This is a genomic window from Scandinavium hiltneri (genome assembly GCF_024764835.1).
Lineage (GTDB): Bacteria > Pseudomonadota > Gammaproteobacteria > Enterobacterales > Enterobacteriaceae > Scandinavium > Scandinavium hiltneri.
Map to the genome: position 1 here is coordinate 23,456 of NZ_JALIGE010000074.1, position 23,039 is coordinate 46,494.

At 52.6% G+C, this 23,039-nt stretch carries 28 protein-coding genes; 9 read left to right on the top strand and 19 right to left on the bottom strand.

The window, feature by feature from the left end; genetic code table 11:
• Positions 1–5: 5 nt before the first annotated feature.
• Together rplC and rpsJ are read right to left on the bottom strand one after the other, a co-directional pair.
• Positions 6–635 (bottom strand): 50S ribosomal protein L3, encoded by a 630-nt coding sequence (gene rplC, locus MUU47_RS13110; RefSeq protein ID WP_110512459.1) that lies wholly within the window; start codon positions 633–635, stop codon positions 6–8.
• 32 nt (positions 636–667) lie between these two features.
• The gene (gene rpsJ, locus MUU47_RS13115; RefSeq protein ID WP_001181005.1) at positions 668–979 is read right to left on the bottom strand and encodes a 30S ribosomal protein S10; all 312 of its coding nucleotides are present in this window, start codon (positions 977–979) and stop codon (positions 668–670) included.
• A gap of 375 nt (positions 980–1,354) precedes the next feature.
• Here rpsJ and MUU47_RS23400 point away from each other — a divergent pair, with 375 nt between their 5' ends.
• Entirely contained in the window at positions 1,355–1,576 is a 222-nt protein-coding gene (locus MUU47_RS23400; RefSeq protein ID WP_309578268.1) for a prepilin peptidase, read from the top strand.
• Between the two features lie 4 nt (positions 1,577–1,580).
• Entirely contained in the window at positions 1,581–1,742 is a 162-nt protein-coding gene (locus MUU47_RS23535; protein WP_374684754.1) for a hypothetical protein, read from the top strand.
• A 69-nt stretch (positions 1,743–1,811) separates the two neighbouring features.
• On the opposite strand, the gene bfr is transcribed toward MUU47_RS23535, so the two are convergent.
• The 11 genes from bfr to fkpA all read right to left on the bottom strand — a co-directional run bounded on the left by bfr (position 1,812) and on the right by fkpA (position 10,161).
• Entirely contained in the window at positions 1,812–2,288 is a 477-nt protein-coding gene (gene bfr / locus MUU47_RS13125; RefSeq protein ID WP_159762036.1) for a bacterioferritin, read from the bottom strand.
• 73 nt (positions 2,289–2,361) lie between these two features.
• The gene (gene bfd, locus MUU47_RS13130; RefSeq protein WP_110512443.1) at positions 2,362–2,556 is read right to left on the bottom strand and encodes a bacterioferritin-associated ferredoxin; all 195 of its coding nucleotides are present in this window, start codon (positions 2,554–2,556) and stop codon (positions 2,362–2,364) included.
• Positions 2,557–2,738: 182 nt separating this feature from the next.
• Positions 2,739–3,923: an elongation factor Tu gene (gene tuf / locus MUU47_RS13135; RefSeq protein ID WP_258986170.1), complete on the bottom strand. Its 1,185-nt coding sequence runs from the start codon at positions 3,921–3,923 to the stop codon at positions 2,739–2,741.
• A gap of 70 nt (positions 3,924–3,993) precedes the next feature.
• Positions 3,994–6,108 carry an elongation factor G gene (gene fusA / locus MUU47_RS13140; RefSeq protein ID WP_258988616.1) on the bottom strand — a complete coding sequence of 705 codons (2,115 nt, stop codon included), beginning with the start codon at positions 6,106–6,108 and terminating at the stop codon, positions 3,994–3,996.
• A gap of 93 nt (positions 6,109–6,201) precedes the next feature.
• A complete protein-coding gene (gene rpsG, locus MUU47_RS13145; protein WP_110511749.1) occupies positions 6,202–6,672 on the bottom strand; it encodes a 30S ribosomal protein S7 in 471 nt (156 codons plus the stop codon).
• A gap of 95 nt (positions 6,673–6,767) precedes the next feature.
• The gene (gene rpsL / locus MUU47_RS13150; protein WP_043956330.1) at positions 6,768–7,142 is read right to left on the bottom strand and encodes a 30S ribosomal protein S12; all 375 of its coding nucleotides are present in this window, start codon (positions 7,140–7,142) and stop codon (positions 6,768–6,770) included.
• Between the two features lie 122 nt (positions 7,143–7,264).
• Positions 7,265–7,552 carry a sulfurtransferase complex subunit TusB gene (tusB, locus tag MUU47_RS13155; RefSeq protein ID WP_258988617.1) on the bottom strand — a complete coding sequence of 96 codons (288 nt, stop codon included), beginning with the start codon at positions 7,550–7,552 and terminating at the stop codon, positions 7,265–7,267.
• Between the two features lie 7 nt (positions 7,553–7,559).
• Positions 7,560–7,916 carry a sulfurtransferase complex subunit TusC gene (gene tusC, locus MUU47_RS13160; RefSeq protein ID WP_159769737.1) on the bottom strand — a complete coding sequence of 119 codons (357 nt, stop codon included), beginning with the start codon at positions 7,914–7,916 and terminating at the stop codon, positions 7,560–7,562.
• On the bottom strand, positions 7,916–8,302 hold the full coding sequence (gene tusD / locus MUU47_RS13165; RefSeq protein ID WP_258988618.1) for a sulfurtransferase complex subunit TusD: 387 nt from the start codon (positions 8,300–8,302) through the stop codon (positions 7,916–7,918). The genes tusC and tusD overlap by 1 nt, the downstream gene beginning before the upstream one ends.
• Positions 8,302–9,024, bottom strand: coding sequence for a helix-turn-helix transcriptional regulator (locus MUU47_RS13170; protein WP_258988619.1), 723 nt, complete (start codon positions 9,022–9,024; stop codon positions 8,302–8,304). Before MUU47_RS13170 ends, tusD begins: the two co-directional genes overlap by 1 nt.
• Positions 9,025–9,309: 285 nt before the next feature.
• Positions 9,310–10,161, bottom strand: a complete 852-nt coding sequence (gene fkpA / locus MUU47_RS13175; protein WP_258988620.1) for an FKBP-type peptidyl-prolyl cis-trans isomerase — start codon at positions 10,159–10,161, stop codon at positions 9,310–9,312.
• A gap of 215 nt (positions 10,162–10,376) precedes the next feature.
• Here fkpA and MUU47_RS13180 point away from each other — a divergent pair, with 215 nt between their 5' ends.
• Positions 10,377–10,595, top strand: a complete 219-nt coding sequence (locus MUU47_RS13180; RefSeq protein WP_258988621.1) for a protein SlyX — start codon at positions 10,377–10,379, stop codon at positions 10,593–10,595.
• 66 nt (positions 10,596–10,661) lie between these two features.
• On the opposite strand, the gene slyD is transcribed toward MUU47_RS13180, so the two are convergent.
• The 4 genes from slyD to kefG all read right to left on the bottom strand — a co-directional run bounded on the left by slyD (position 10,662) and on the right by kefG (position 13,911).
• Positions 10,662–11,249, bottom strand: a complete 588-nt coding sequence (slyD, locus tag MUU47_RS13185; RefSeq protein ID WP_258988622.1) for a peptidylprolyl isomerase — start codon at positions 11,247–11,249, stop codon at positions 10,662–10,664.
• A 94-nt stretch (positions 11,250–11,343) separates the two neighbouring features.
• A complete protein-coding gene (locus MUU47_RS13190) occupies positions 11,344–11,544 on the bottom strand; it encodes a YheV family putative zinc ribbon protein (RefSeq protein WP_110511758.1) in 201 nt (66 codons plus the stop codon).
• 10 nt (positions 11,545–11,554) lie between these two features.
• Complete coding sequence (gene kefB, locus MUU47_RS13195) at positions 11,555–13,360, bottom strand: glutathione-regulated potassium-efflux system protein KefB (protein ID WP_258988623.1); 1,806 nt, start codon at positions 13,358–13,360, stop codon at positions 11,555–11,557.
• A complete protein-coding gene (gene kefG, locus MUU47_RS13200; protein WP_258988968.1) occupies positions 13,360–13,911 on the bottom strand; it encodes a glutathione-regulated potassium-efflux system ancillary protein KefG in 552 nt (183 codons plus the stop codon). The genes kefB and kefG overlap by 1 nt, the downstream gene beginning before the upstream one ends.
• A gap of 180 nt (positions 13,912–14,091) precedes the next feature.
• On the opposite strand from kefG, the gene MUU47_RS13205 reads away from it, so the two are divergent.
• The 4 genes from MUU47_RS13205 (at position 14,092) to MUU47_RS13220 (ending at position 18,241) form a co-directional block, all read left to right on the top strand.
• The gene (locus MUU47_RS13205) at positions 14,092–15,996 is read left to right on the top strand and encodes an ABC transporter ATP-binding protein (RefSeq protein WP_258988624.1); all 1,905 of its coding nucleotides are present in this window, start codon (positions 14,092–14,094) and stop codon (positions 15,994–15,996) included.
• A gap of 97 nt (positions 15,997–16,093) precedes the next feature.
• Positions 16,094–17,116, top strand: a complete 1,023-nt coding sequence (locus tag MUU47_RS13210; protein ID WP_258988625.1) for a hydrolase — start codon at positions 16,094–16,096, stop codon at positions 17,114–17,116.
• Complete coding sequence (locus tag MUU47_RS13215) at positions 17,113–17,331, top strand: YheU family protein (RefSeq protein ID WP_110511763.1); 219 nt, start codon at positions 17,113–17,115, stop codon at positions 17,329–17,331. Before MUU47_RS13210 ends, MUU47_RS13215 begins: the two co-directional genes overlap by 4 nt.
• A gap of 40 nt (positions 17,332–17,371) precedes the next feature.
• Positions 17,372–18,241, top strand: coding sequence for a phosphoribulokinase (locus MUU47_RS13220; RefSeq protein WP_159757684.1), 870 nt, complete (start codon positions 17,372–17,374; stop codon positions 18,239–18,241).
• Positions 18,242–18,316: 75 nt separating this feature from the next.
• On the opposite strand, the gene MUU47_RS13225 is transcribed toward MUU47_RS13220, so the two are convergent.
• The gene (locus tag MUU47_RS13225) at positions 18,317–18,721 is read right to left on the bottom strand and encodes an OsmC family protein (RefSeq protein ID WP_258988626.1); all 405 of its coding nucleotides are present in this window, start codon (positions 18,719–18,721) and stop codon (positions 18,317–18,319) included.
• A gap of 306 nt (positions 18,722–19,027) precedes the next feature.
• Here MUU47_RS13225 and crp point away from each other — a divergent pair, with 306 nt between their 5' ends.
• Together crp and MUU47_RS13235 are read left to right on the top strand one after the other, a co-directional pair.
• Positions 19,028–19,660: a cAMP-activated global transcriptional regulator CRP gene (gene crp, locus MUU47_RS13230; protein ID WP_005969523.1), complete on the top strand. Its 633-nt coding sequence runs from the start codon at positions 19,028–19,030 to the stop codon at positions 19,658–19,660.
• 52 nt (positions 19,661–19,712) lie between these two features.
• Entirely contained in the window at positions 19,713–21,785 is a 2,073-nt protein-coding gene (locus MUU47_RS13235) for a YccS/YhfK family putative transporter (protein ID WP_258988629.1), read from the top strand.
• Positions 21,786–21,789: 4 nt separating this feature from the next.
• Here the strand turns inward: MUU47_RS13235 and argD are convergent, their stop codons facing one another.
• Positions 21,790–23,007 (bottom strand): bifunctional acetylornithine/succinyldiaminopimelate transaminase, encoded by a 1,218-nt coding sequence (gene argD / locus MUU47_RS13240; protein ID WP_258988630.1) that lies wholly within the window; start codon positions 23,005–23,007, stop codon positions 21,790–21,792.
• Positions 23,008–23,039 lie beyond the last annotated feature (32 nt).

Genomic DNA, 23,039 nt, shown 5'->3' on the forward strand with positions numbered 1-23,039 from the left:
TCTCCTCACGCCTTCACAGCTGGTTTAACGATCAGGTCGCTACCGGTTGCACCGGGAACAGCACCTTTAACCAGCAGCAGGTTGCGCTCAGCGTCAACACGTACTACGTCCAGGCTCTGAACGGTAACGCGTTCATTACCCAGCTGACCTGCCATCTTCTTGCCTTTGAACACTTTGCCCGGAGTCTGGTTCTGACCGATAGAACCCGGAACGCGGTGGGACAAGGAGTTACCGTGAGTAGCGTCCTGGGTACGGAAGTTCCAGCGCTTAACGGTACCGGCGAAACCTTTACCTTTAGAGGTACCGGTTACGTCAACTTTTTTAACTTCAGCAAACAGCTCAACGCTAATGTCTTGACCTACGGTGAACTCTTCGCCTTCAGCGAGGCGGAATTCCCACAGACCACGGCCAGCATCTACGCCAGCTTTAGCGAAGTGACCTGCTTCCGGCTTAGTTACGCGGCTAGCTTTTTTAGCACCGGTGGTAACTTGAACAGCACGGTAGCCGTCGTTAGCCAGGTCTTTAACCTGAGTAACACGGTTCGCTTCAACTTCGATTACGGTTACTGGGATAGATACGCCATCTTCAGTGAAGATGCGGGTCATACCCACTTTTTTACCGACTAAACCAATCATTGTATCAACCTCTCAATCGCTCGATGACCTGATTAACCCAGGCTGATCTGCACGTCTACACCGGCAGCCAGGTCCAGACGCATCAGAGCATCAACGGTTTTCTCGGTTGGCTCAACGATGTCAACCAGACGCTTGTGAGTGCGAATCTCGTACTGATCACGCGCGTCTTTGTTAACGTGCGGAGAGATCAGAACGGTAAAGCGCTCTTTGCGGGTCGGCAGCGGGATCGGACCGCGTACCTGCGCACCAGTGCGCTTGGCAGTCTCGACGATTTCCGCGGTTGATTGATCAATCAGACGATGATCAAACGCTTTAAGGCGGATACGGATTCTTTGGTTCTGCATGAGACCAGAGCTCCAATTATTTTATAAACGAAATGGCCACTCCTCACACCCATTACGATTGATGGGGGAGCGTAACCGTTCTTGCGTAGTTCCCCAATTGGGAACATTGTCGACAACAAACAACATTGTCGGAGTTCATATCGAACCCGCCGTCAATTTTGACAAGCCCGCGCATTATACGTAAATCTGGCCACGACGCAAGCAGTGTTTATAAATACGCCATCTGTAACCTGCGGCCTCGTGTGCAGATACTTCTGCAATGAATACATCGGTAACGCATGATCTTGAAGCGTTCTCGACGAGCTGACTTTCCGTATTTGTCTATGAATCGGTTTCTGGGAATACTCAGGGCTTCTGCTCATACAGGTAAAGCCTATGCCAGTCACCGCCCTCTTCTTCATTGTTATTTACTGTATATTAACGGGGCTACTTGCCTGGTATGACTACAAAACTGGCCTGCTTCCAGATCGTCTGGTTTGTCCGCTACTCTGGTGTGGAATTCTGTTTTATGTGGTGATTAACCCCCAACAACTCCCCTCTTCCGTATTAGGGCCAATAGCAGGCTACTGCAGTCTGGCTGGTCTGTACTGGCTCTAAGGGGATTCGGCATAAAGAAGGACTGGGCTATGGTGATGTGAAATTCTTTACGGCTCTCGGGACATGGATGGCACCAGCTGCCGGTGCTGATAATAATCGCGACGGATTCCGCGCTGCTTTTTGTCTGCTTCGAAGCGAAGAATCGCTCGCTCAGGCCAGGTATTAAAAAACCCGCTGCGGTTTGGCCCATTTCTGAGCGCAGCGGGTGTGCTTATTGGCTTTCAGACGTGGTGGACTACTCTGCCACTTTGATCTGGGATTGTAAGTAATTTTGAATGCCCAACTTACCAATCAGATCGAGCTCTGTCTCAAGCCAGTCGATGTGTCCTTCCTCATCGGCCAGGATTTCAATCATCATATCGCGGCTGACGTAATCATGAACGGTATCAGCATAGGCGATTGCCTCTCGGAGATCTTTGGCGCCCTCAAGTTCAAGCCTGAGGTCAGACTGCAGCATTTCTTCGACATCTTCACCGATGCCAAGCTTGCCGAGATCCTGCAGATTAGGAAGACCTTCAAGAAATAAAATACGCTCGATATATTTATCGGCGTGTTTCATCTCATCGATGGATTCATGGTATTCGACATCATTGAGGCGCGTCAGGCCCCAGTTTTTGAACATTCTCGCATGGAGAAAGTATTGATTGATTGCGACAAGCTCATTTCCCAATAATTTATTGAGATAACTTATGATTTTAACATCACCTTTCATTATATAGTCCCTCCGCTTCCACTCATAGAAGCGTAGAACGGGCTACAGGGATGTCAAAAAAAAGACTGAGGTCTCAGGCTATCTCTTTAAATTCCGGCATCTGAGTTAATTCGTCCTGCATAATCTCGCGCGCGGCGCGAATGCACTTACCACATTGATTTCCCACGGGAATGAACTTGCGGAGTTGCTGAAAAGATTGCGGATGAAACTGGCGAACAGCCTGACGAATTTTTTTATCGCTTACACCATTACACAAACAAACGTACATGATCGCTCCCGTTCAATTTATGCTCAAAGTGTAAATGAGAATAGTTATGATTACAATAGCACAATTAAGGAACCGGTGCGGGAGTATGCGGACAAAATGAAAACAACTGTGACAGTGATAAATAATAAATAGCAAAAAGGGCGCCGAAGCGCCCTTTTTAGTCAAAACTAATTAACGAGTAATTAGCTGATAACTTTAGCAACAACGCCCGCACCTACAGTACGGCCGCCTTCACGGATTGCGAAACGCAGACCGTCATCCATCGCGATTGGGTGGATCAGGGTAACAACCATTTTGATGTTGTCGCCTGGCATTACCATCTCAACGCCTTCTGGCAGTTCGATGGTACCAGTCACGTCAGTTGTACGGAAGTAGAACTGTGGACGGTAGCCTTTGAAGAACGGAGTATGACGGCCACCTTCATCTTTGGACAGGATGTACACTTCAGATTCGAACTTGGTGTGCGGGTTGATTGAACCCGGCTTGGCCAGAACCTGACCACGTTCGATTTCTTCACGTTTGATACCACGCAGCAGAACACCAACGTTCTCACCCGCACGGCCTTCGTCCAGCAGTTTGCGGAACATTTCAACGCCAGTACAGGTAGTTTTCGCGGTGTCTTTGATACCAACGATTTCTACTTCTTCACCCACTTTAACGATACCGCGCTCTACACGACCGGTAACAACAGTACCACGGCCGGAGATGGAGAATACGTCTTCGATTGGCAGCAGGAATGGCTTGTCGATCGCACGTTCTGGTTCTGGGATGTAAGAATCCAGGAAGCCAGCCAGTTCGATGATTTTAGCTTCCCACTCAGCTTCGCCTTCCAGCGCTTTCAGCGCGGAACCACGAACGATAGGGGTATCGTCGCCCGGGAAATCGTACTGGGACAGGAGTTCACGAACTTCCATCTCAACCAGTTCCAGCAGCTCTTCATCATCAACCATGTCGCATTTGTTCAGGAACACGATGATGAAAGGAACGCCTACCTGACGACCCAGCAGGATGTGCTCACGAGTCTGTGGCATAGGGCCATCAGTCGCAGCAACAACCAGGATAGCGCCATCCATCTGCGCAGCACCGGTGATCATGTTTTTAACATAGTCGGCGTGGCCTGGGCAGTCTACGTGTGCGTAGTGGCGAGTCGGGGTGTCATATTCAACGTGGGAAGTGTTGATGGTGATACCACGAGCTTTTTCTTCTGGTGCGTTATCAATCTGGTCGAACGCGCGAGCAGAACCGCCGTAGGTCTTAGCCAGTACGGAGGTGATTGCTGCAGTCAGAGTAGTTTTACCATGGTCGACGTGGCCGATAGTACCAACGTTGACGTGCGGTTTTGTACGTTCAAATTTTTCTTTAGACACGGCTATATTCCTTACTATAGTGCTCTCCCCTCAAGGAGAGAGCACGGGACATTAGTTTTAACCTTGCGGCTTATTTGCCACGAGCTTCGATAACGGCCTGAGCAACGTTGTTCGGCGCGTCGTCGTACTTCAGGAACTCCATGGAGTAAGAAGCACGACCTTTGGTCAGAGAACGCAGCTGAGTTGCGTATCCGAACATTTCAGACAGCGGAACTTCAGCGTGAATCTGAACGCCAGTAGCGTTAGATTCCTGACCTTTCAGCTGACCACGACGACGGCTAAGGTCACCGATAACATCACCGGTGTTCTCTTCTGGAGTTTCAACTTCAACCTTCATGATAGGCTCAAGCAGAACTGGTTTTGCTTTCTTAAAGCCATCTTTGAAGGCGATAGAAGCAGCCAGTTTAAACGCCAGCTCAGAGGAGTCAACGTCATGGTATGAACCGAAGTGCAGACGCACGCCGAGATCAACAACCGGGTAACCAGCCAGTGGACCAGCTTTCAGCTGCTCCTGGATGCCTTTATCAACGGCAGGGATGAATTCACCAGGAATTACACCACCTTTGATGTCGTTGACGAACTCGTAACCTTTCGGATTTGAGCCCGGCTCCAGTGGGTACATGTCGATAACAACATGACCGTACTGACCACGACCACCAGACTGCTTGGCGTGTTTACCTTCGACATCGGTAACTTTCGCGCGAATCGCTTCACGGTAAGCAACCTGAGGTTTACCGACGTTCGCTTCAACGTTGAATTCACGCTTCATGCGGTCAACGATGATGTCGAGGTGCAGCTCACCCATACCAGCGATGATGGTCTGGTTGGTTTCTTCATCAGTCCATACACGGAATGATGGATCTTCTTTAGCCAGACGACCCAGAGCCAGACCCATTTTTTCCTGGTCAGCTTTGGTTTTTGGTTCAACAGCGATGGAGATTACCGGTTCAGGGAACTCCATGCGCTCCAGAATGATCACATTGTCCTGATCACACAGGGTATCACCAGTAGTGACTTCTTTCAGACCGATAGCTGCAGCGATGTCACCAGCGCGTACTTCTTTGATCTCTTCACGTTTGTTGGCGTGCATCTGTACGATACGGCCCAGACGCTCACGTGCTGATTTCACCGGGTTGAACACGGTGTCACCAGAGTTAACTACGCCAGAGTAAACGCGGAAGAAGGTCAGGTTACCCACGAATGGGTCAGTTGCGATTTTGAACGCCAGAGCAGCAAACGGCTCGTTGTCGTCAGAATGGCGAACTGCTGGAGTGTCTTTACCGTCGTCCAGGATACCGTTAATCGCGGTCACATCAGTCGGCGCTGGCAGGTATTCAACAACCGCATCCAACATCGCCTGTACGCCTTTGTTTTTAAACGCAGAACCACAGGTAACCAGGATAATTTCGTTGTTCAGTACGCGCTTACGCAGAGAAGTTTTGATTTCTTCTTCAGTCAGCTCTTCGCCACCAAAGAATTTCTCCATCAGTTCGTCAGAACCTTCAGCAGCGGCTTCAACCAGTTTCTGATGCCATTCTTCAGCCAGATCTTGCATATCAGCTGGGATATCTTCGTATTCGAAGGTTACGCCCTGATCTGCTTCGTTCCAGTTGATTGCTTTCATCTTCACCAGGTCAACAACACCGGTGAATTTCTCTTCCGCGCCGATTGCCAGTTGCAGAGGCACCGGAGTTGCGCCCAGACGTTTTTCAATCTGATCAACAACTTTCAGGAAGTTAGCACCCATACGGTCCATTTTGTTAACGAACGCGATACGTGGAACTTTATATTTGTTTGCCTGACGCCATACGGTCTCAGACTGTGGCTGAACACCACCAACTGCACAGTAAACCATTACCGCGCCATCAAGAACACGCATGGAACGTTCAACTTCGATGGTGAAGTCAACGTGGCCCGGGGTGTCGATGATGTTGATGTGGTGTGGTTCGAACTGCTTAGCCATACCTGACCAGAAACAGGTCGTCGCAGCGGACGTGATGGTAATACCACGTTCCTGCTCCTGCTCCATCCAGTCCATGGTTGCGGCGCCGTCGTGTACTTCACCGATTTTGTGGTTTACACCGGTGTAGAACAGAACACGTTCGGTAGTAGTGGTTTTACCGGCGTCGATGTGAGCACTGATACCGATGTTACGGTAACGCTCAATGGGTGTTTTACGAGCCATTTGATTCCTCTATATCCTGGGACGTTCATTTGAGTAACCCAAAGCGAGCAACTTACCTGAAGCGCTCGCCTGGGGACTAACACTCCGAAGGGATTACCAACGGTAGTGAGCGAACGCCTTGTTGGCTTCTGCCATACGGTGAACGTCTTCACGTTTCTTAACTGCAGTACCTTTGTTGTCTGCAGCATCAGTGAGTTCGTTCGCCAGACGCAGGGCCATTGATTTATCACCGCGTTTACGAGCAGCTTCTACGATCCAACGCATTGCCAGGGCATTACGACGAACCGGACGAACTTCAACTGGAACCTGATAAGTAGAACCACCAACGCGGCGAGACTTAACTTCTACAGTCGGGCGCACGTTGTCGAGAGCGACTTCGAAAGCTTCCAGTTCATTTTTTCCAGAACGCTGAGCCAGGGTCTCCAGCGCGCTGTATACGATTGATTCTGCAGTAGATTTTTTACCATCTACCATCAGGATGTTGACAAATTTAGCCAGCAGTTCTGATCCGAACTTAGGATCCGGCAGGATTTTACGCTGACCAATGACGCGACGACGTGGCATGGGAATACTCCGTTGTTAATTCAGGATTGTCCAAAACTCAAAGAGTTTAGTTTTGACATTAATATAAAACGTTTGGCCTTACTTAACGGAATCCATTAAGCCTTAGGACGCTTCACACCATACTTGGAACGAGCTTGCTTACGGTCTTTAACGCCGGAGCAGTCAAGTGCACCACGAACGGTATGGTAACGAACACCCGGAAGGTCTTTTACACGACCGCCACGGATCAGGATCACGGAGTGTTCCTGCAGGTTGTGACCTTCACCGCCGATGTAGGAGGTGACTTCGAAACCGTTAGTCAGACGCACACGGCAAACTTTACGCAGTGCGGAGTTAGGTTTCTTAGGAGTGGTGGTATATACACGAGTACATACGCCACGTTTCTGCGGGCAGGCTTCCAGCGCAGGCACGTTGCTTTTAGCAACTTTGCGAGTGCGTGGTTTGCGAACCAGCTGATTTACTGTTGCCATTAAATAGCTCCTGGTTTTAGCTTTTGCTTCGTAAACACGTAATAAATCGCCTCATATAATATGAGGACGCGAAATTTTAGGGCCACGCCGAAAAGGTGTCAAGAAATATACAACGATCTCTGTTACCAGGTGAGTTGCCCGGCATGTTGGATCGTGAGTCTGACGAAGTCATTATAGCTAACCCTGACGACACCGCTCGAAATTCGACCAGTGAGGCCGCGGGCCTTAATGTCCTCTTCTAGCGCATACAGAGTTATGGGGGCAGCGGTGAGAATATCAAGGAAGCGGCTACCGTCCAGGGCAGCAATGACGCCGTCTGACAGTAGAAGCAGGTCATCGCCCGGGCTGACTAAACGAAGCTGGGCGCTGATATCATATTGCCAGGGAGAGTGGCTAAGGGTATGCAGCATCGTTACCTCAGAATCGCAAAATCACATCGTAATCATCGAGTCGCTGACGGAGCAAAACGGGCTCGAGAATTTCTGACTCAATAATAAAAGAAGACTCACTCAAACCACGCTCGCGCAGTGAAGCGGCGCATAGCCAGCAGTTTTCGATGTCATAGAGCGCCATCAGCTTAAAAGTGGGAATGTAGTCGCGTGCCAGAATGTTTGCAGGATGTTGGTTGCTGAGAAGCTGGAACACACCGTCACCGACAAAAAAAACGCCAATTTCTTCTGTCAGCGCCGACGTTGCCAGCAACGCATCAAGTCCTTCCCTTCCGGCACTGCTACCGTGCGGGGCGGTCATAAAGACATAGGCTACGCGTTTCATCAGAATTGCACCATTCGATCGCAGGTCAGGGAGGCCTCTGCCAGCGCACCCAGCCCACTTAACGTGAAGCCTGGCTGCAGGTTGAAACCAGTCAAACCGAGCTGTTTCGCTTCGGTTTCATCGGTCACTCCCCGACGTAACGCCGCGGCAACACAGATATGCAGCGCCACACCATGCTTTTCATGCAGAGACTGCCAGGCCCGTACCACATCAAACTCATCATTTGCCGGCGCGGTAAGCTGGTTGGCGTTATAAACCCCTTCACGATAGAAAAACACGCTCACGAGTTCATGCCCTGCAGCCAGCGCTGCGTTCGCAAACTGCCATGCACTGCTGGACTGCTGAGTGCCGTAGGCTGGGCCCGTCACCATCAGGGCAAAACGCATTACTTATCTTGCCCCTGGAGATCGCCACTCTTGAACTGGCGGATGTAGAGATAGACGGTGTGTTTGGAGATATTCAAACGATCGGCGACCTGGTTGATAGCGTCTTTGATGTCGAAGATCCCTTTCTCATAAAGGTTAAGCACGATCTGGCGATTTTTGGCGTTGTTAGAAACGTTGCGATCGGCGTTGACCTCTTCGATGGTGAATTCCAGCGTCTGAGTCACGAGGTCTTCCACGGAGGAAGCAAAGTTCACCTGGGAGTTCACCTCCGGGATTTCCGGTGGAATAAAGGTGCCCATGATTTGCGAGAACGGGACATCAAGGTTCATGTTGATACACAGCAGCCCGATCACTCGCTGTTCACGATTGCGGATAGCGATAGTGACAGACTTCATCAGCACGCCGCTTTTCGCGCGAGTGAAATAGCATTTGGATACGCTACTGTCCGCACCGGTCATGTCATGAAGCATGCGCAGCGCTAAATCAGTAATAGGAGAGCCGATTTTACGGCCGGTGTGTTCACCGTTGGCAATACGGATGGCGGAACATTTGAGATCCTGCAAAGAGTGCAGCACGATTTCGCAATGGGAGCCAATGAGCATCGCTAACCCGTCCACAACCGCTTCGTAAGATTTCAGAATATCAAAATCGGTCTGGTCGAAAGGACGTTGATCCAGTAAATCAAGCTCACTGGTTTCGTTGGTTAAAAGCGACCTGGACATGAAAAAAAGCACTCCTTTTCAGGAGCCTGTCGTTAATTGTCAGGGCAGGCTCATTATCATCATCAAAATTGAGGCATCTAAAGTAATACGCACACCTGGCGCTTTCCAGTCTTTATTATACGCGTCATACCTTAAGTTGCATGTGCGTTGGCTTCACCCCTTCGGGGTCAGCGCAAGCACTGTTCAACATGCCACAGGCATGCTGTCCTGCAACTCGAGTTATTTAGAGTCATTATTGCGCCCAATAAAAAACCGCCGCCCTTTCGGACGGCGGCTTTCAAACACTTATTTCTTACTGGTGTCAGCTGCAGCTTTGTCGTCTGCAGCAGCAGCCGGAGCGGCTTCTGCTTTCGGTGCTGGTTTGATGTCAAGCAGTTCAACATCGAAGACCAGAGTGGAGTTAGCCGGAATACCCGGAACGCCAGTTTTGCCATAAGCCAGTTCCGGTGGAATGACCAGCTTGATCTTGCCGCCTTTCTTGATGTTTTTCAGGCCTTCAGTCCAGCCAGGGATAACACCATCCAGACGGAATGACAGCGGTTCACCACGGGTGTAAGAGTTATCAAACTCTTTACCGTCGATAAGCGTACCTTTGTAGTTCACTACTACGGTGTCGCTATCTTTCGGCGCGTCGCCGGTCCCTTCTTTCTCTACTTTATACATCAGACCCGTAGAAGAGGTTTTCACGCCTTTTTCTTTGGCGAAGGTGTCGCGGAAGGTTTTGCCTTTCGCTTCGTTATCAGTCGCGTCTTTTTCCATTTTCTGCTGTGCAGCAGTTTTTACGCGAGTCTCGAAAGTCTGCAGAGTCTGCTCGATTTCCTGATCGGACAGTTTGCTCTTATCTGCAAACGCATCCTGAACACCTGCGATCAGCTGAGCTTTATCCAGTTTGATGCCCAGTTTTTCCTGTTCTTTCAGAGAATTTTCCATGTAACGACCAAGCGATGCACCCAGTGCATATGCAGATTGCTGGTCGTCGTTTTTGAATGCAGCGTTGAGGCCAGCCGGTGCGGCTTTAGCGGCGTCAGCAGCTGGAGCTGTTTTTGCAGCGGCAGCATCTGCGGCAAAAGTCAGCGGTGCATTCAGGGCAACGGCCATCGTTGTCGCCAGAAGCGTTACTTTAAACAGTGATTTCATCCATTTCTCCAGGGCCGGGGCATCTCACCCCAGGGTTTATTAAATGAGTAGCGTACTATAAATCGTTGTCGAACAAATCAACATACGAACGCTCTGTAATCTCGAATCTTTTAAGACTATTTTTGTGTAAATAAGTTTCGTTAGACTCGTTATGTGGCTGCACGTGCAGGAAAAGTCCAGTAGAATCCGCCGCAGAATGACATATGAGGTGAATCATGAGCGAGATAACATTAGAAGCGCGTCTGGCAGAGCTTGAAAGCCGATTGGCGTTTCAGGAAATCACCATTGAAGACCTCAACAAGACGGTGACCTCCCACGAAATGGAAATGGCCAAAATGCGTGACAACATGCGTCTGATGGTCGAAAAACTGAAATCCAGCCAACCGTCACACATGGCGTCACAGTCAGAAGAAACCCCGCCGCCACATTACTGACATAAAATAGCGGATGAAAAAAAAGCGTGCCATGCACGCTTTTTTAGTATCACCCCACGTGGATGATCAGTGGCAACCGCAGCCGCCGTTACCGCCACAACCGCCTTTACCCTGTACCTGGTCGCCGTGATCGTGACCGTGGCCGCCGCAGCAACCGCCTTCATGGTCGTGATCGTGGTGATGGTCGTGTGCACCGTGAACATGGCCATGAGCCAGTTCTTCTTCAGTTGCTTCACGCAGCGCAATGACTTCAACATGGAATTTCAGGTTCTGGCCAGCCAGCATGTGGTTACCGTCGACAACGACATGGTCGTCTTCAACTTCGGTGATTTCAACCGGAACCGGACCCTGGTCTGTTTCAGCAAGGAAACGCATGCCAACCTGCAGCTCTTCAACGCCCATGAAGACGTCTTTCGGTACGCGCTGTACCAGGTTTTCATCATACTGACCGTAAGCGTCGTTCGCGCCAACTTCAACGTCAAACTTATCGCCTACTTCGTGATCTTCCAGCGCTTTTTCCAGGCCAGAGATCAGGGAACCGTGACCATGCAGGTAGTCGAGCGGCGCACTTACCGGAGACTCATCAACCAATACACCGTCTTCTGTACGTACCTGATAGGCCAGGCTAACCACCAGGTCTTTTGCTACTTTCATGATATCTCCTGAGCATGGGAAGAATAGTGGCGCAGATTGTAGCGGAATTCTGCACCCGTGTACCCCTTAGCTTAAAAAAAGACAGCGGAGATCGCTACTCTGGATGAAAAATACCAATCACCTGTTCGTCTTTGCGAACGTGCTCGCGCGCTTGCTTATCCGCCTCTCGCATTTGGTGACCGCACTTAACACATTCAACAATATCAACATTGTTCTCGCGCCAGATTGCCAGTGAATCCTGCGCCTGACATGCCGGACATTTTGCCCCGGCGATAAAACGTTTACGGACTGCCATTTTTCACCTTCTATTCAAATTCGTCCCAGCCATCCAACTGGCGTCGTTCCTGTTGCATCTCGCGCTGGAAAATCTCTTCTAGCTCGCGCCGGGCTTCCCGCACGCGGGAAATTTGCTGGATATCGCTGTGGACCGGCATCAGTTCGCGCAGCATGCGCATATCCAGACGTCGGAAGTGAAGCTGCGCACGATGCGCCTGATGCGGATGCATCCCGAGTGTAATAAGCGCTTTACGCCCCAGTTCCAGCGCACTGGAAAACGTCTCACGAGAGAACTGTTTCACGCCAGCCTGTAAAAGTTCATGCGCTTCCACACGGCCACGAGCACGGGCCAAAATATGCAGATGAGGGAAGTGCTGCTGGCAAATCTCCACCAGCTTCATGGTATCTTCAGGTCCATTACAGGTGATAACGATAGACTCCGCCTCTTCTGCACCTGCCGAACGCAGAAGCTCAATCTGAGTGGCATCGCCGTAATACACTTTATACCCGTATTTGCGCATCAGATTAACCGCGCTGATGTCGCGCTCCAGCACGGTGATACGCATCTTATTCGCCATCAACAAACGGCCAATGACCTGACCAAAACGGCCAAAGCCAACCACAATTACCTGCGGTTTATCATCTTCCACCCACGGCGTTTCGTCTTCTTCTTCCGGACTATTGACGCGGCGAGAAAGCACCTTATCGACGATTTTCATCAGCAGCGGCGTGGTCATCATCGACATCGTCACCGTCACCAACAGCAGTGCCATCTGGTCATGCTGGAACAGCCGCTGCGACGATGCGGCAGAGAACAGCACAAAGGCAAACTCCCCGCCCTGACTCAGCACCACGGCAAACTGCATGCGCTCGGAACTGCGCAGGCCGTAGATCCGAGCCAGCAGGTAAAGCACCAGTGACTTCACCGCCACCAGCGCAATCACACCGACCAGCACCAGCAAGATATGGGTATACAAAATCCCAATATTCAACGCCATGCCGACGGAAATAAAGAACAGTCCCAGCAGCAGCCCCTTGAACGGCTCAATCGCAATTTCCAGCTCATGACGGTACTCACTTTCCGCCAACAGAACCCCCGCAAGAAACGTGCCGAGCGCCATCGACAGACCCAAGGCATCCATAAACAGGGCCGAGCCGAGCACCAGCAGCAACGTAGCCGCGGTAAACACTTCACGCACGCCGGAGCCTGCGATATAGCGGAACACCGGGCGAAGCAAATAACGTCCGCCAATTAACACGCCGACAAACGCCAGCACCTTCATGCCGATTTTGATCCAGTCCGGGTGTTCGTCACCGGCACCCGCTAACAGCGGAACCAGCGCCAACGCGGGGATCACCGCTAAGTCCTGGAAAAGCAGCACCGAAAAGCCCAGTTGACCCGCCTCGTTGCGGTTCATGCCTTTCTCACGCATTAGCTGCAACGCCATCGCCGTCGAAGACATCGCCAGCCCTATCCCGCCGATCACCGCCGCCTGCCAGGAGAAGTTGGTCAGCATCAGCAAGCCGGTGAGGATCGCCGCACTCAACAGAACCTGCGCCGCGCCCACGCCAAAAATGGATTGTCGCAACTGCCAAAGCTTAGATGGATTCAGCTCCAGCCCAATAATGAACATCAGGAACACCACGCCGAGTTCGGAGAAGTGCAGAATTTCATCCACATCGCTGATGAAGCCCAGGCCCCACGGGCCGATGGCGATCCCCGCCAACAGATAGCCCAGAACCGGGCCGATACCTAAACGTGAGGCCAGTGGCACCGCGGCAACTGCGGCGAACAGGAACAGCACGCCCGCCAGCAACAAATCCGTTCCTTCCATTAGCGACCTCCCGGAGTAACAGGATTCGCCAGCCAGTCACCGTAAGCTCTGGCATGGCTCGCCAATGCTTCCGGCGGCTGCCGACGCGCCCAGTAAACAATAATCGGATTCATCCAATGCATACGACACATCGCAGCCGTCAGCTCAAAGGGGCGCAAAACGTCGCTCATCGAATAGCGATTGAGGGAGTCGTGGCGATACGCACTTTCCGGTTCTCCGGTGGTTATCACGCTACGCCAGTACTTTCCCGCCAGGTGATTCCCTCCAGGGCCGCTGGCGAAACCGCGGCTAAGAACGCGATCAAGCCACTCTTTCAACAAAGCCGGACAGCTATAGGTATAAAGCGGGTGCTGGAACACGATAACGTCATGCTCCTGGAGCAACTTTTGCTCGCGCGGTATGTCGATAAAAAAATCAGGATAGTGCGCGTACAAATCATGTACGGTCACGTTTTCAAGCTGTTGAGCCGGCTTAAGCAAAACCCGGTTGGCCACCGAGTCCTGAGATTCCGGATGGGCATACAGCAGCAAAACTTTTGCTGTCTCTGACATCATTCCCCTCCCGGTCAATGAGCAGACAGGCCATTTCGCATCCCTTATTCATGGATGCGCCTGAATGCTTTTGTCTATCGTTGTTGTTTTGGGCTACCATTGCCGCCCGGTGTAGCGTTGGGTTCACCACACTACATTATCATAATGACAATTTAACATAGTCTGAACATACGGCGCCTTATGATTGTTTTCTCCTCGTTACAAATTCGTCGCGGCGTGCGTGTCCTGCTGGATAACGCCACAGCCACTATTAACCCTGGGCAAAAAGTTGGTCTGGTGGGGAAAAACGGCTGCGGCAAATCCACGCTGTTGTCGCTGCTAAAAAACGAGATCAGTGCCGATGGCGGCAGTTTCACCTACCCGGGAAACTGGCAGCTGGCGTGGGTAAATCAGGAAACGCCTGCCCTCCCTCAGCCCGCTCTCGACTATGTGATTGATGGCGACCGCGAATATCGTCAGCTTGAAGCCGAACTGAATGCAGCCAACGAGCGCAACGACGGTCACGCCATCGCCACCGTACACGGCAAACTGGACGCCATTGATGCGTGGACCATTCGTGCCCGCGCCTCCAGCTTGTTGCACGGTCTGGGCTTCAGCAACGAACAGCTCGAGCGTCCAACCAGTTCCTTCTCCGGCGGCTGGCGTATGCGCCTCAACCTGGCACAGGCGCTGATTTGTCGTTCTGATCTGCTGCTGCTCGATGAACCGACTAACCACCTCGATCTCGACGCTGTAATCTGGCTGGAGAAATGGCTGAAAAGCTATCAGGGCACGCTGATCCTGATTTCCCATGACCGCGATTTCCTCGACCCGGTGGTCGGCAAAATTATTCACATCGAACAACAGGCGATGTTTGAGTACACCGGCAACTACTCCTCGTTTGAGATCCAGCGCGCAACCCGCCTGTCTCAGCAGCAGTCGATGTACGAAAGCCAACAGCAAAAAGTGGCGCACCTGCAGAGCTTTATTGATCGCTTTAAAGCAAAAGCGTCTAAAGCTAAACAGGCGCAAAGCCGCGTGAAGATGCTGGAACGCATGGAGCTGATTGCTCCAGCGCACGTCGATAACCCGTTCCAGTTCAGCTTCCGCGAACCGGAAAGCCTGCCAAATCCATTACTGAAAATGGAAAAAGTCAGCGCGGGCTATGGCGATCGCACCATTCTGGATTCGATTAAACTCAATCTCGTACCCGGCTCGCGCATAGGCCTGTTGGGTCGCAACGGCGCGGGTAAATCGACGCTGATTAAACTCCTGGCCGGTGAGCTAGAAGCCCAGAGCGGTGAGATGGGTCTGGCGAAGGGTATTAAACTCGGCTACTTCGCCCAGCATCAGCTGGAATTTTTACGCGCCGACGAATCGCCGCTGCAGCATCTGGTGCGTCTGGCACCGCAAGTGCTGGAACAACAGCTGCGCGATTACCTCGGCGGCTTTGGTTTCCAGGGCGATAAAGTCAGCGAAGAAACGCGTCGTTTCTCCGGTGGTGAAAAAGCCCGTCTAGTGCTGGCGCTGGTCGTTTGGCAGCGCCCGAACCTGCTGCTGCTCGATGAACCAACTAACCACCTGGATCTCGACATGCGTCAGGCGCTGACCGAAGCGCTGATTGAATTCGAAGGCGCGCTGGTTGTGGTCTCGCACGACCGTCACCTGTTGCGCTCCACCACCGACGACCTGTATCTGGTTCACGATGCGAAAGTGGAACCTTTCGATGGCGACCTTGAAGATTATCAGCAGTGGCTGAGCGATGTTCAGAAGCAGGAAAGTCAGACTGACGACGCGCCAAAAGACAACGCCAACAGCGCTCAGGCGCGTAAAGATCAGAAACGTCGTGATGCGGAACTGCGCACCCTGACGCAGCCGCTGCGTAAAGAGATTACCCGTCTGGAAAAAGAGATGGAAAAGCTCAATACCCGGCTTGCGGCGGCAGAAGAAAAACTCGGCGACAGCGGGCTGTACGATCAGGCACGCAAAGCAGAACTCACCGAGTGTCTGCAACAGCAGGCCACGGTGAAATCAGGGCTGGAAGAGTGCGAAATGGCGTGGCTGGATGCGCACGAGCAGCTGGAACAGATGCTTCAGGAAGAGTGATTTAACTCAACGAAAGCGCACTGCGGCTCATTTTCATAAACACCTATCCGTCATGACGGTATAGTAGAGCGTTTTTTCACGATAGCAGCGTAAAGGTATGGCTCAGGTAACCCCCGTAGACTTTGAAGTACCTCCAGAAGAGAACGACACCTTTGTGCCGATGAAAGGCGTGCGCAACTGCCATTTGCAGACCATGCTGCCGCGTCTCATCCGTCGTAAAGTGTTGTTCACCCCACACTGGCAGCGTCTTGAGCTTCCGGACGGGGATTTTGTCGATCTGGCATGGAGTGAAGATCCGAATCAGGCACAGCATAAGCCTCGTCTTGTGGTGTTTCACGGCCTGGAAGGCAGCCTGTACAGCCCTTACGCTCACGGTCTGATTCACGCGGCACAGCAGCGCGGCTGGCTCGGGGTAGTGATGCATTTTCGCGGCTGCAGCGGTGAACCGAACCGCGCTCAGCGCATCTACCATTCGGGTGAAACCGAAGACGGCACCTGGTTCCTCTCCTGGCTGCGCCGTGAATTTGGCGACATCCCAACGGCCGCAGTGGGCTATTCGCTGGGTGGCAACATGCTGGGCTGCCTGCTGGCCAAAGAGGGCGACAATACGCCACTTGATGCCGCGGTTATCGTCTCCGCGCCATTCATGCTGGAAGCCTGTAGCTATCATATGGATAAAGGCTTCTCCCGCGTGTATCAGCGCTATCTGCTGAATCTGCTGAAAGCCAATGCATCTCGCAAACTTAAGGCTTATCCTGGAACGTTGCCGGTAGATTTGAAGCGCCTGAAAAGCGTGCGCCGTATTCGTGAATTCGACGATTTAATCACGTCGAAAATCCACGGATTTGCCGATGCGATCGATTATTACCGCCAGTGTAGTGCGATGCCGGTCCTGAGCCAGATAACCAAACCGACGCTTATTATTCATGCGAAAGATGACCCGTTTATGGATCATCACTCGATTCCGTCTCAGGAAGAGCTTCCGGCCAATATTCAGTACCAACTGACGGAGTATGGCGGCCACGTCGGATTTGTCGGTGGTACGCTGCGCCATCCTGAAATGTGGCTGGAGAAACGTATTCCCGCCTGGCTCACTCGCTGGTTAGGAACCCCGTTATGATTATTCCCTGGCAAGATCTGGCTCCCGAAACGCTCGATAGCCTGATTGAAAGCTTTGTATTGCGCGAAGGCACCGATTATGGTGAACATGAACGTTCGCTTGAAGACAAGGTCGCCGACGTAAAACAACAATTGAAAAGCGGGGATGTCGTTCTGGTGTGGTCTGAACTGCACGAGACGGTCAACATCATGCCCCGTACCCAATTCCACGGCTGACTATAATAAAAACCATTGCTTATGCAGGGAGTTGTTAGCTATGTCTGCCAAACATCCGGTGATCGCCGTAACCGGCTCCAGCGGGGCGGGAACCACCACCACCAGTCTCGCCTTCCGTAAAATCTTTGCTCAACTCAATCTCACTGCCGCCGAAGTAGAAGGCGACAGCTTCCACCGTTACACGCGTCCCGAAATGGATATGGCTATCCGCAAAGCGCGCGATATGGGCCGTCACATCAGCTATTTTGGGCCTGATGCCAACGACTTTGGTCTGCTGGAAAATACGTTTATGACCTACGGTCAGAACGGAACCGGACAGTCGCGCAAGTATTTGCACACCTACGATGAAGCCGTTCCGTGGAATCAGGTGCCGGGCACCTTCACGCCGTGGCAGCCGTTGCCGGAACCGACCGACGTGTTGTTTTATGAAGGTCTGCACGGCGGCGTGGTGACCCCACAAAATGATGTCGCGAAACACGTCGATTTACTGGTGGGCGTGGTGCCGATTGTTAACCTTGAGTGGATCCAGAAGCTGACCCGCGATACCAGCGAGCGCGGTCACTCACGCGAAGCGGTGATGGATTCAGTGGTGCGATCGATGGAAGATTACATCAACTACATTACGCCTCAATTCTCCCGGACGCATATCAACTTCCAGCGTGTGCCAACCGTCGACACCTCCAACCCCTTTGCGGCAAAGGGCATTCCGTCACTGGATGAGAGCTTTGTGGTTATCCATTTTCAGAATCTGGGCGATATAGATTTCCCCTGGCTGCTGGCGATGTTGCAGGGTTCTTTCATTTCTCACATGAACACGTTGGTGGTACCGGGTGGGAAAATGGGGCTGGCAATGGAATTAATTATGTCACCGCTGGTCGAGCGGTTGATGGAAGGCAAAAAGATCGGTTAACGTTTTTGCCGGATGGCGCGTTGCTTATCCGGCCTACCGCAGGCCCGGTCAGCGCAGCGCCACCGGGCAGTGGTCTTACCCTTCGACTACTTCGAACGAGTGTGTAATCTTCGCCGCTTTTTCCAGCATCAACGCTACAGAACAGTATTTCTCCGCAGACAAATCCACCGCACGCGACACCGCGGCTTCTTTCAGGTCATTACCCGTCACAATGAAGTGCAGATTGATGTGGGTGAACAAACGCGGCGCTTCTTCACGACGCTCGGAAGTCAGCTTCACTTCACAGTCGGTCACGTCATGACGGCCTTTCTGCAAAATGGACACCACGTCAATCGCGCTGCAACCTCCCGCGGCCATCAGCACCATTTCCATCGGGCTTGGGGCTTTATCGCCAGAGTTACCATCCATCATAATCTGGTGGCCAGAAGCTGACTCGCCCAGGAAGGTTAACTCCTCAACCCATTTCACACGCGCTTGCATATTTGTTAACTCCAGAGTAGCAATTTTCCTGACAGATTACGCGCACATAACAATTCTCGCAACGGAAGGCGACGCGCATCATGCTGAAGCGAGACACCAGGAGACAGGCGACAAAAGCTATGCTAAAACAGTCGGGCTGCTACAGTAATACATTGAAGTAATGCGTGTATGCAGAGAACATCACATTACAGGCTGCAGTAAAATCCGACAGCCGACTTCCCAGGCACAGGGAAGGATACGATTGCAAAGCCAGTGGCAGTGTCGTGTCTGCCATTGGAGACAGCTTATAACAGAGGATAACCGCGCATGGTGCTTGGCAAACCGCAAACAGACCCTACCCTTGAATGGTTCTTGTCTCATTGCCACATTCATAAGTACCCATCGAAGAGCACGCTGATTCACCAGGGTGAAAAAGCAGAAACGCTGTACTACATCGTGAAAGGCTCTGTTGCAGTACTTATCAAGGATGAAGAAGGTAAAGAGATGATCCTCTCTTACCTCAACCAGGGCGATTTCATCGGTGAGCTTGGCCTGTTCGAAGAAGGTCAGGAGCGTAGTGCCTGGGTTCGGGCGAAAACTGCTTGTGAAGTGGCAGAAATTTCTTATAAAAAATTCCGTCAGCTTATCCAGGTCAACCCGGATATCCTGATGCGCCTCTCTGCTCAGATGGCAAACCGCCTGCAGGTCACCTCTGAAAAAGTGGGCAATCTGGCGTTCCTCGACGTAACCGGCCGTATCGCACAGACGCTGCTGAATCTGGCGAAACAACCTGATGCGATGACCCATCCAGACGGTATGCAAATTAAAATTACCCGTCAGGAAATCGGTCAGATCGTCGGCTGCTCCCGTGAAACCGTTGGCCGTATTCTAAAAATGCTCGAAGATCAGAATCTGATCTCCGCCCACGGTAAAACTATCGTGGTTTACGGTACCCGCTAAGCTAGCTGAACGGCGTATTGCCCTGCAGTACGCCGTTTTTGTCTCTTCCCCGATGTGGCGCAGACTGATTTATCACCCGGAAATTAACTATGCACTGCGGCAAACGCTGGTGTTATGTACCCCCGTGGCTATCGGTCTGGTGCTGGGTTACCTCAAGTACGGTCTGCTGTTCTCGTTAGTCCCCGCCTGCTGCAACATTGCCGGACTGGACACACCGCATAAACGTTTCTTCAAACGTTTGATTATTGGCGGCTCGCTGTTTGCAGGCTGCAGCCTCGCGGTTCAGCTGCTGCTGGCGCACACCGTGCCTTTACCGCTGATCCTGACCGGACTGGCGCTGATCCTCGGTGTCACCGCAGAAATCAGTTCGCTTCACGCCCGTTTACTGCCCGCCTCACTCATTGCGGCCATCTTTACGCTCAGCCTTGCGGGGAATATGCCGGTCTGGGAACCGCTGCTCATCTACGCCCTCGGCACGCTATGGTATGGCTTGTTCAACTGGTTCTGGTTCTGGATGTGGCGCGAACAGCCACTACGTGAATCCCTGAGCCTGCTGTATCGGCAGCTGGCCGATTACTGTGAAGCCAAATACAGCCTGCTGACTCAGCACACCGATCCCGAAAAAGCGCTGCCGCCGTTGCTCAGCCGCCAGCAGAAAGCAGTCGACCTGATTACCCAGTGCTATCAGCAAATGCACATGCTGGCCGCCAATCAGAATCACGAATATAAGCGCCTGCTACGCGCCTTCCAGATTGGCCTCGATTTGCAGGAGCATATTTCCGTCAGCCTGCACCAACCTGCCGAAGTCCAAAAACTGGTTGAACGCAGCCACGCCGAAGCGGTGATCCGCTGGAATGCACAGACCATTGCGGCCCGCCTGCGTGAGATGGCGGATGACATTCTCTACCACCGATTTCCGCAGCGTTTCAACATGGACAAACAGATTGGCGCGCTGGAAAAAATCGCACGTCAGCATCCGGATAACCCGGTCGGGCAGTTCTGTGCCTGGCACTTCAGCCGAATCGCCCGCCTGCTGCGGCTTCAACGACCGCTCTATCCGCGCAACCTGATGGCCGATAACGAACGTCGCCTACCGCTGTTTGCCGCGCTGAAAAGCTATCTGTCGCTAAAATCACCGGCGTTGCGCAGTGCAGCGCGGATCAGCGTCATGCTCAGCATTGCCAGCCTGATGGGCGCGGCGCTGCATCTGCCGAAACCGTACTGGATCCTGATGACCGTCTTGCTGGTGACACAAAACGGCTACGGTGCAACGCGGGTCAGGATTTTCCACCGGGCAGCGGGCACGCTGGCGGGGTTGGTGATAGCCGCAGGCACGCTGCACTTTCACGTGCCGGAAGGCTACACGCTGGCGTCAATGTTAGTCATCACCCTGGCAAGTTACCTGATCATTCGCAAGAGTTACGGCTGGGCAACGGTAGGTTTTACGGTTACCGCGGTATACACCATCCAGCTGCTGACCCTGAACGGTGAACATTTCATTCTGGCCCGTTTTGTCGACACGGTGATTGGCTGTCTGATTGCCTTCGGCGGGATGGTCTGGCTGTGGCCACAGTGGCAAAGCGGGCTGTTACGCAAAAACGCCCAGCAGGCGCTGGAAGCGGATCAGGAGGCTATCCGACTGATTCTCAGCAACGATCCTCAGGCTCCAACGCTGGCCTATCAGCGGATGCGGGTGAATCAGGCGCACAACGCGCTGTTCAACTCGCTGAATCAGGCGATGCAGGAGCCCGGCTTTAACTCGCATTATCTGGCAGACATGAAGCTTTGGGTCACGCACAGCCAGTTTATCGTCGAGCACATCAACGCGATGACAACGCTGGCGCGCGAGCACAACATGCTGACTGAAGATTTGGCCGAACGTTATTTGCAGTCCTGTGAGATTGCTCTGCAACGCTGCCAACAGCGACTGGAATATGACGAACCGGGGGGAAGCGGTGATGCAAATATCATGGAATCACCGGAGGCGCTCTCCCACGGGCCGTTGAGCACCGTGGAACAGCATTTACAACGCATTCTGGGCCATCTGAATTCGATGCACACCATCTCGTCAGTGGCCTGGCGCCAGCGCCCACATCACGGCAGCTGGCTTAAACGTCGGGCATAAGCCGTCAGCCGACTATCTTCTTCACGGCCGCCGCAAAGCGCACCATCCCTTCATCGATATCCGCGTCTTCCACCACCAGCGACGGCGCAAAGCGCATTACGTCAGGCCCGGCATTCAACACCATCACGCCCTCATGAGCAGCAGCGTGCAGGAAATCACGAGCGCGACCTTTGTACTGTGGTTTCAGCTCGGCACCAATCAGCAGCCCCATGCCGCGAACATCGCTGAACACGTCAAATTCCGCATCAATTTTCTGCAAATGCTTCACAAAACGTTCGCGTTTGGCGTTCACGCCGCCCAGTACTTCCGGTGTATTGATGATATCAAACGCCGCTCCGGCTACCGCACATGCCAGCGGATTCCCGCCGTAAGTAGAGCCGTGAGAACCGACATGGAACGCGCTGGCAATCTCTTCCGTGGTCAGCACCACGCTTACCGGGAAACCGCCACCCAGCGCTTTGGCACTGGTCAGGATATCCGGCGTCACGCCATAATACTGGTAGGCGAACAGCGAACCGGTACGCCCCATGCCACTCTGCACTTCGTCAAAGACCAGCAGCGCCTGGTGTTCATCACACAGTTCACGTAGCCCTTTGAGGAATTCCGGGGTCGCCGCCAGCACGCCGCCTTCACCCTGGATGGGCTCAACCACTACCGCACAGGTGTGGGAGTCCATCACGGCTTTCACCGCATGCAGATCGTTAAACGGAACGTGGATGATATCCGCTGGCTTTGGCCCAAAGCCGTCGGAGTATTTTGCCTGTCCGCCCACGGAAACCGTGAAGAATGAGCGGCCGTGGAACGCATTATTGAAAGCAATGATTTTGCTTTTATACGGGCTGTGGCGCGTGGAAGCGTAATGACGCGCCAGTTTGAACGCGGTTTCGTTGGCTTCGGTACCGGAGTTCATGAACACCACACGCTCGGCAAACGTCGAGGCCACCAACTTACGCCCCAGCTTCAACGCCGGTTCGTTGGTAAACACATTGCTGGTGTGCCACAGGGTTTCGCCCTGGCTTTTCAGCGCCTCAACCAGTGCCGGGTGGCAATGCCCCAGCGCCGTCACCGCAATACCGCCCGCAAAATCAACGTACTCTTTACCTTGCTGATCCCACACGCGACTGCCCTTGCCTTTCACCGGAATAAAATCCGCCGGGGCATAAATGGGCAGGATCACTTCATCAAATGTGGCACGGGTAATTGCAGCCTGTTCAGTCGCCATGACAATCCTCTTACGCAGTAATGATTATGAAA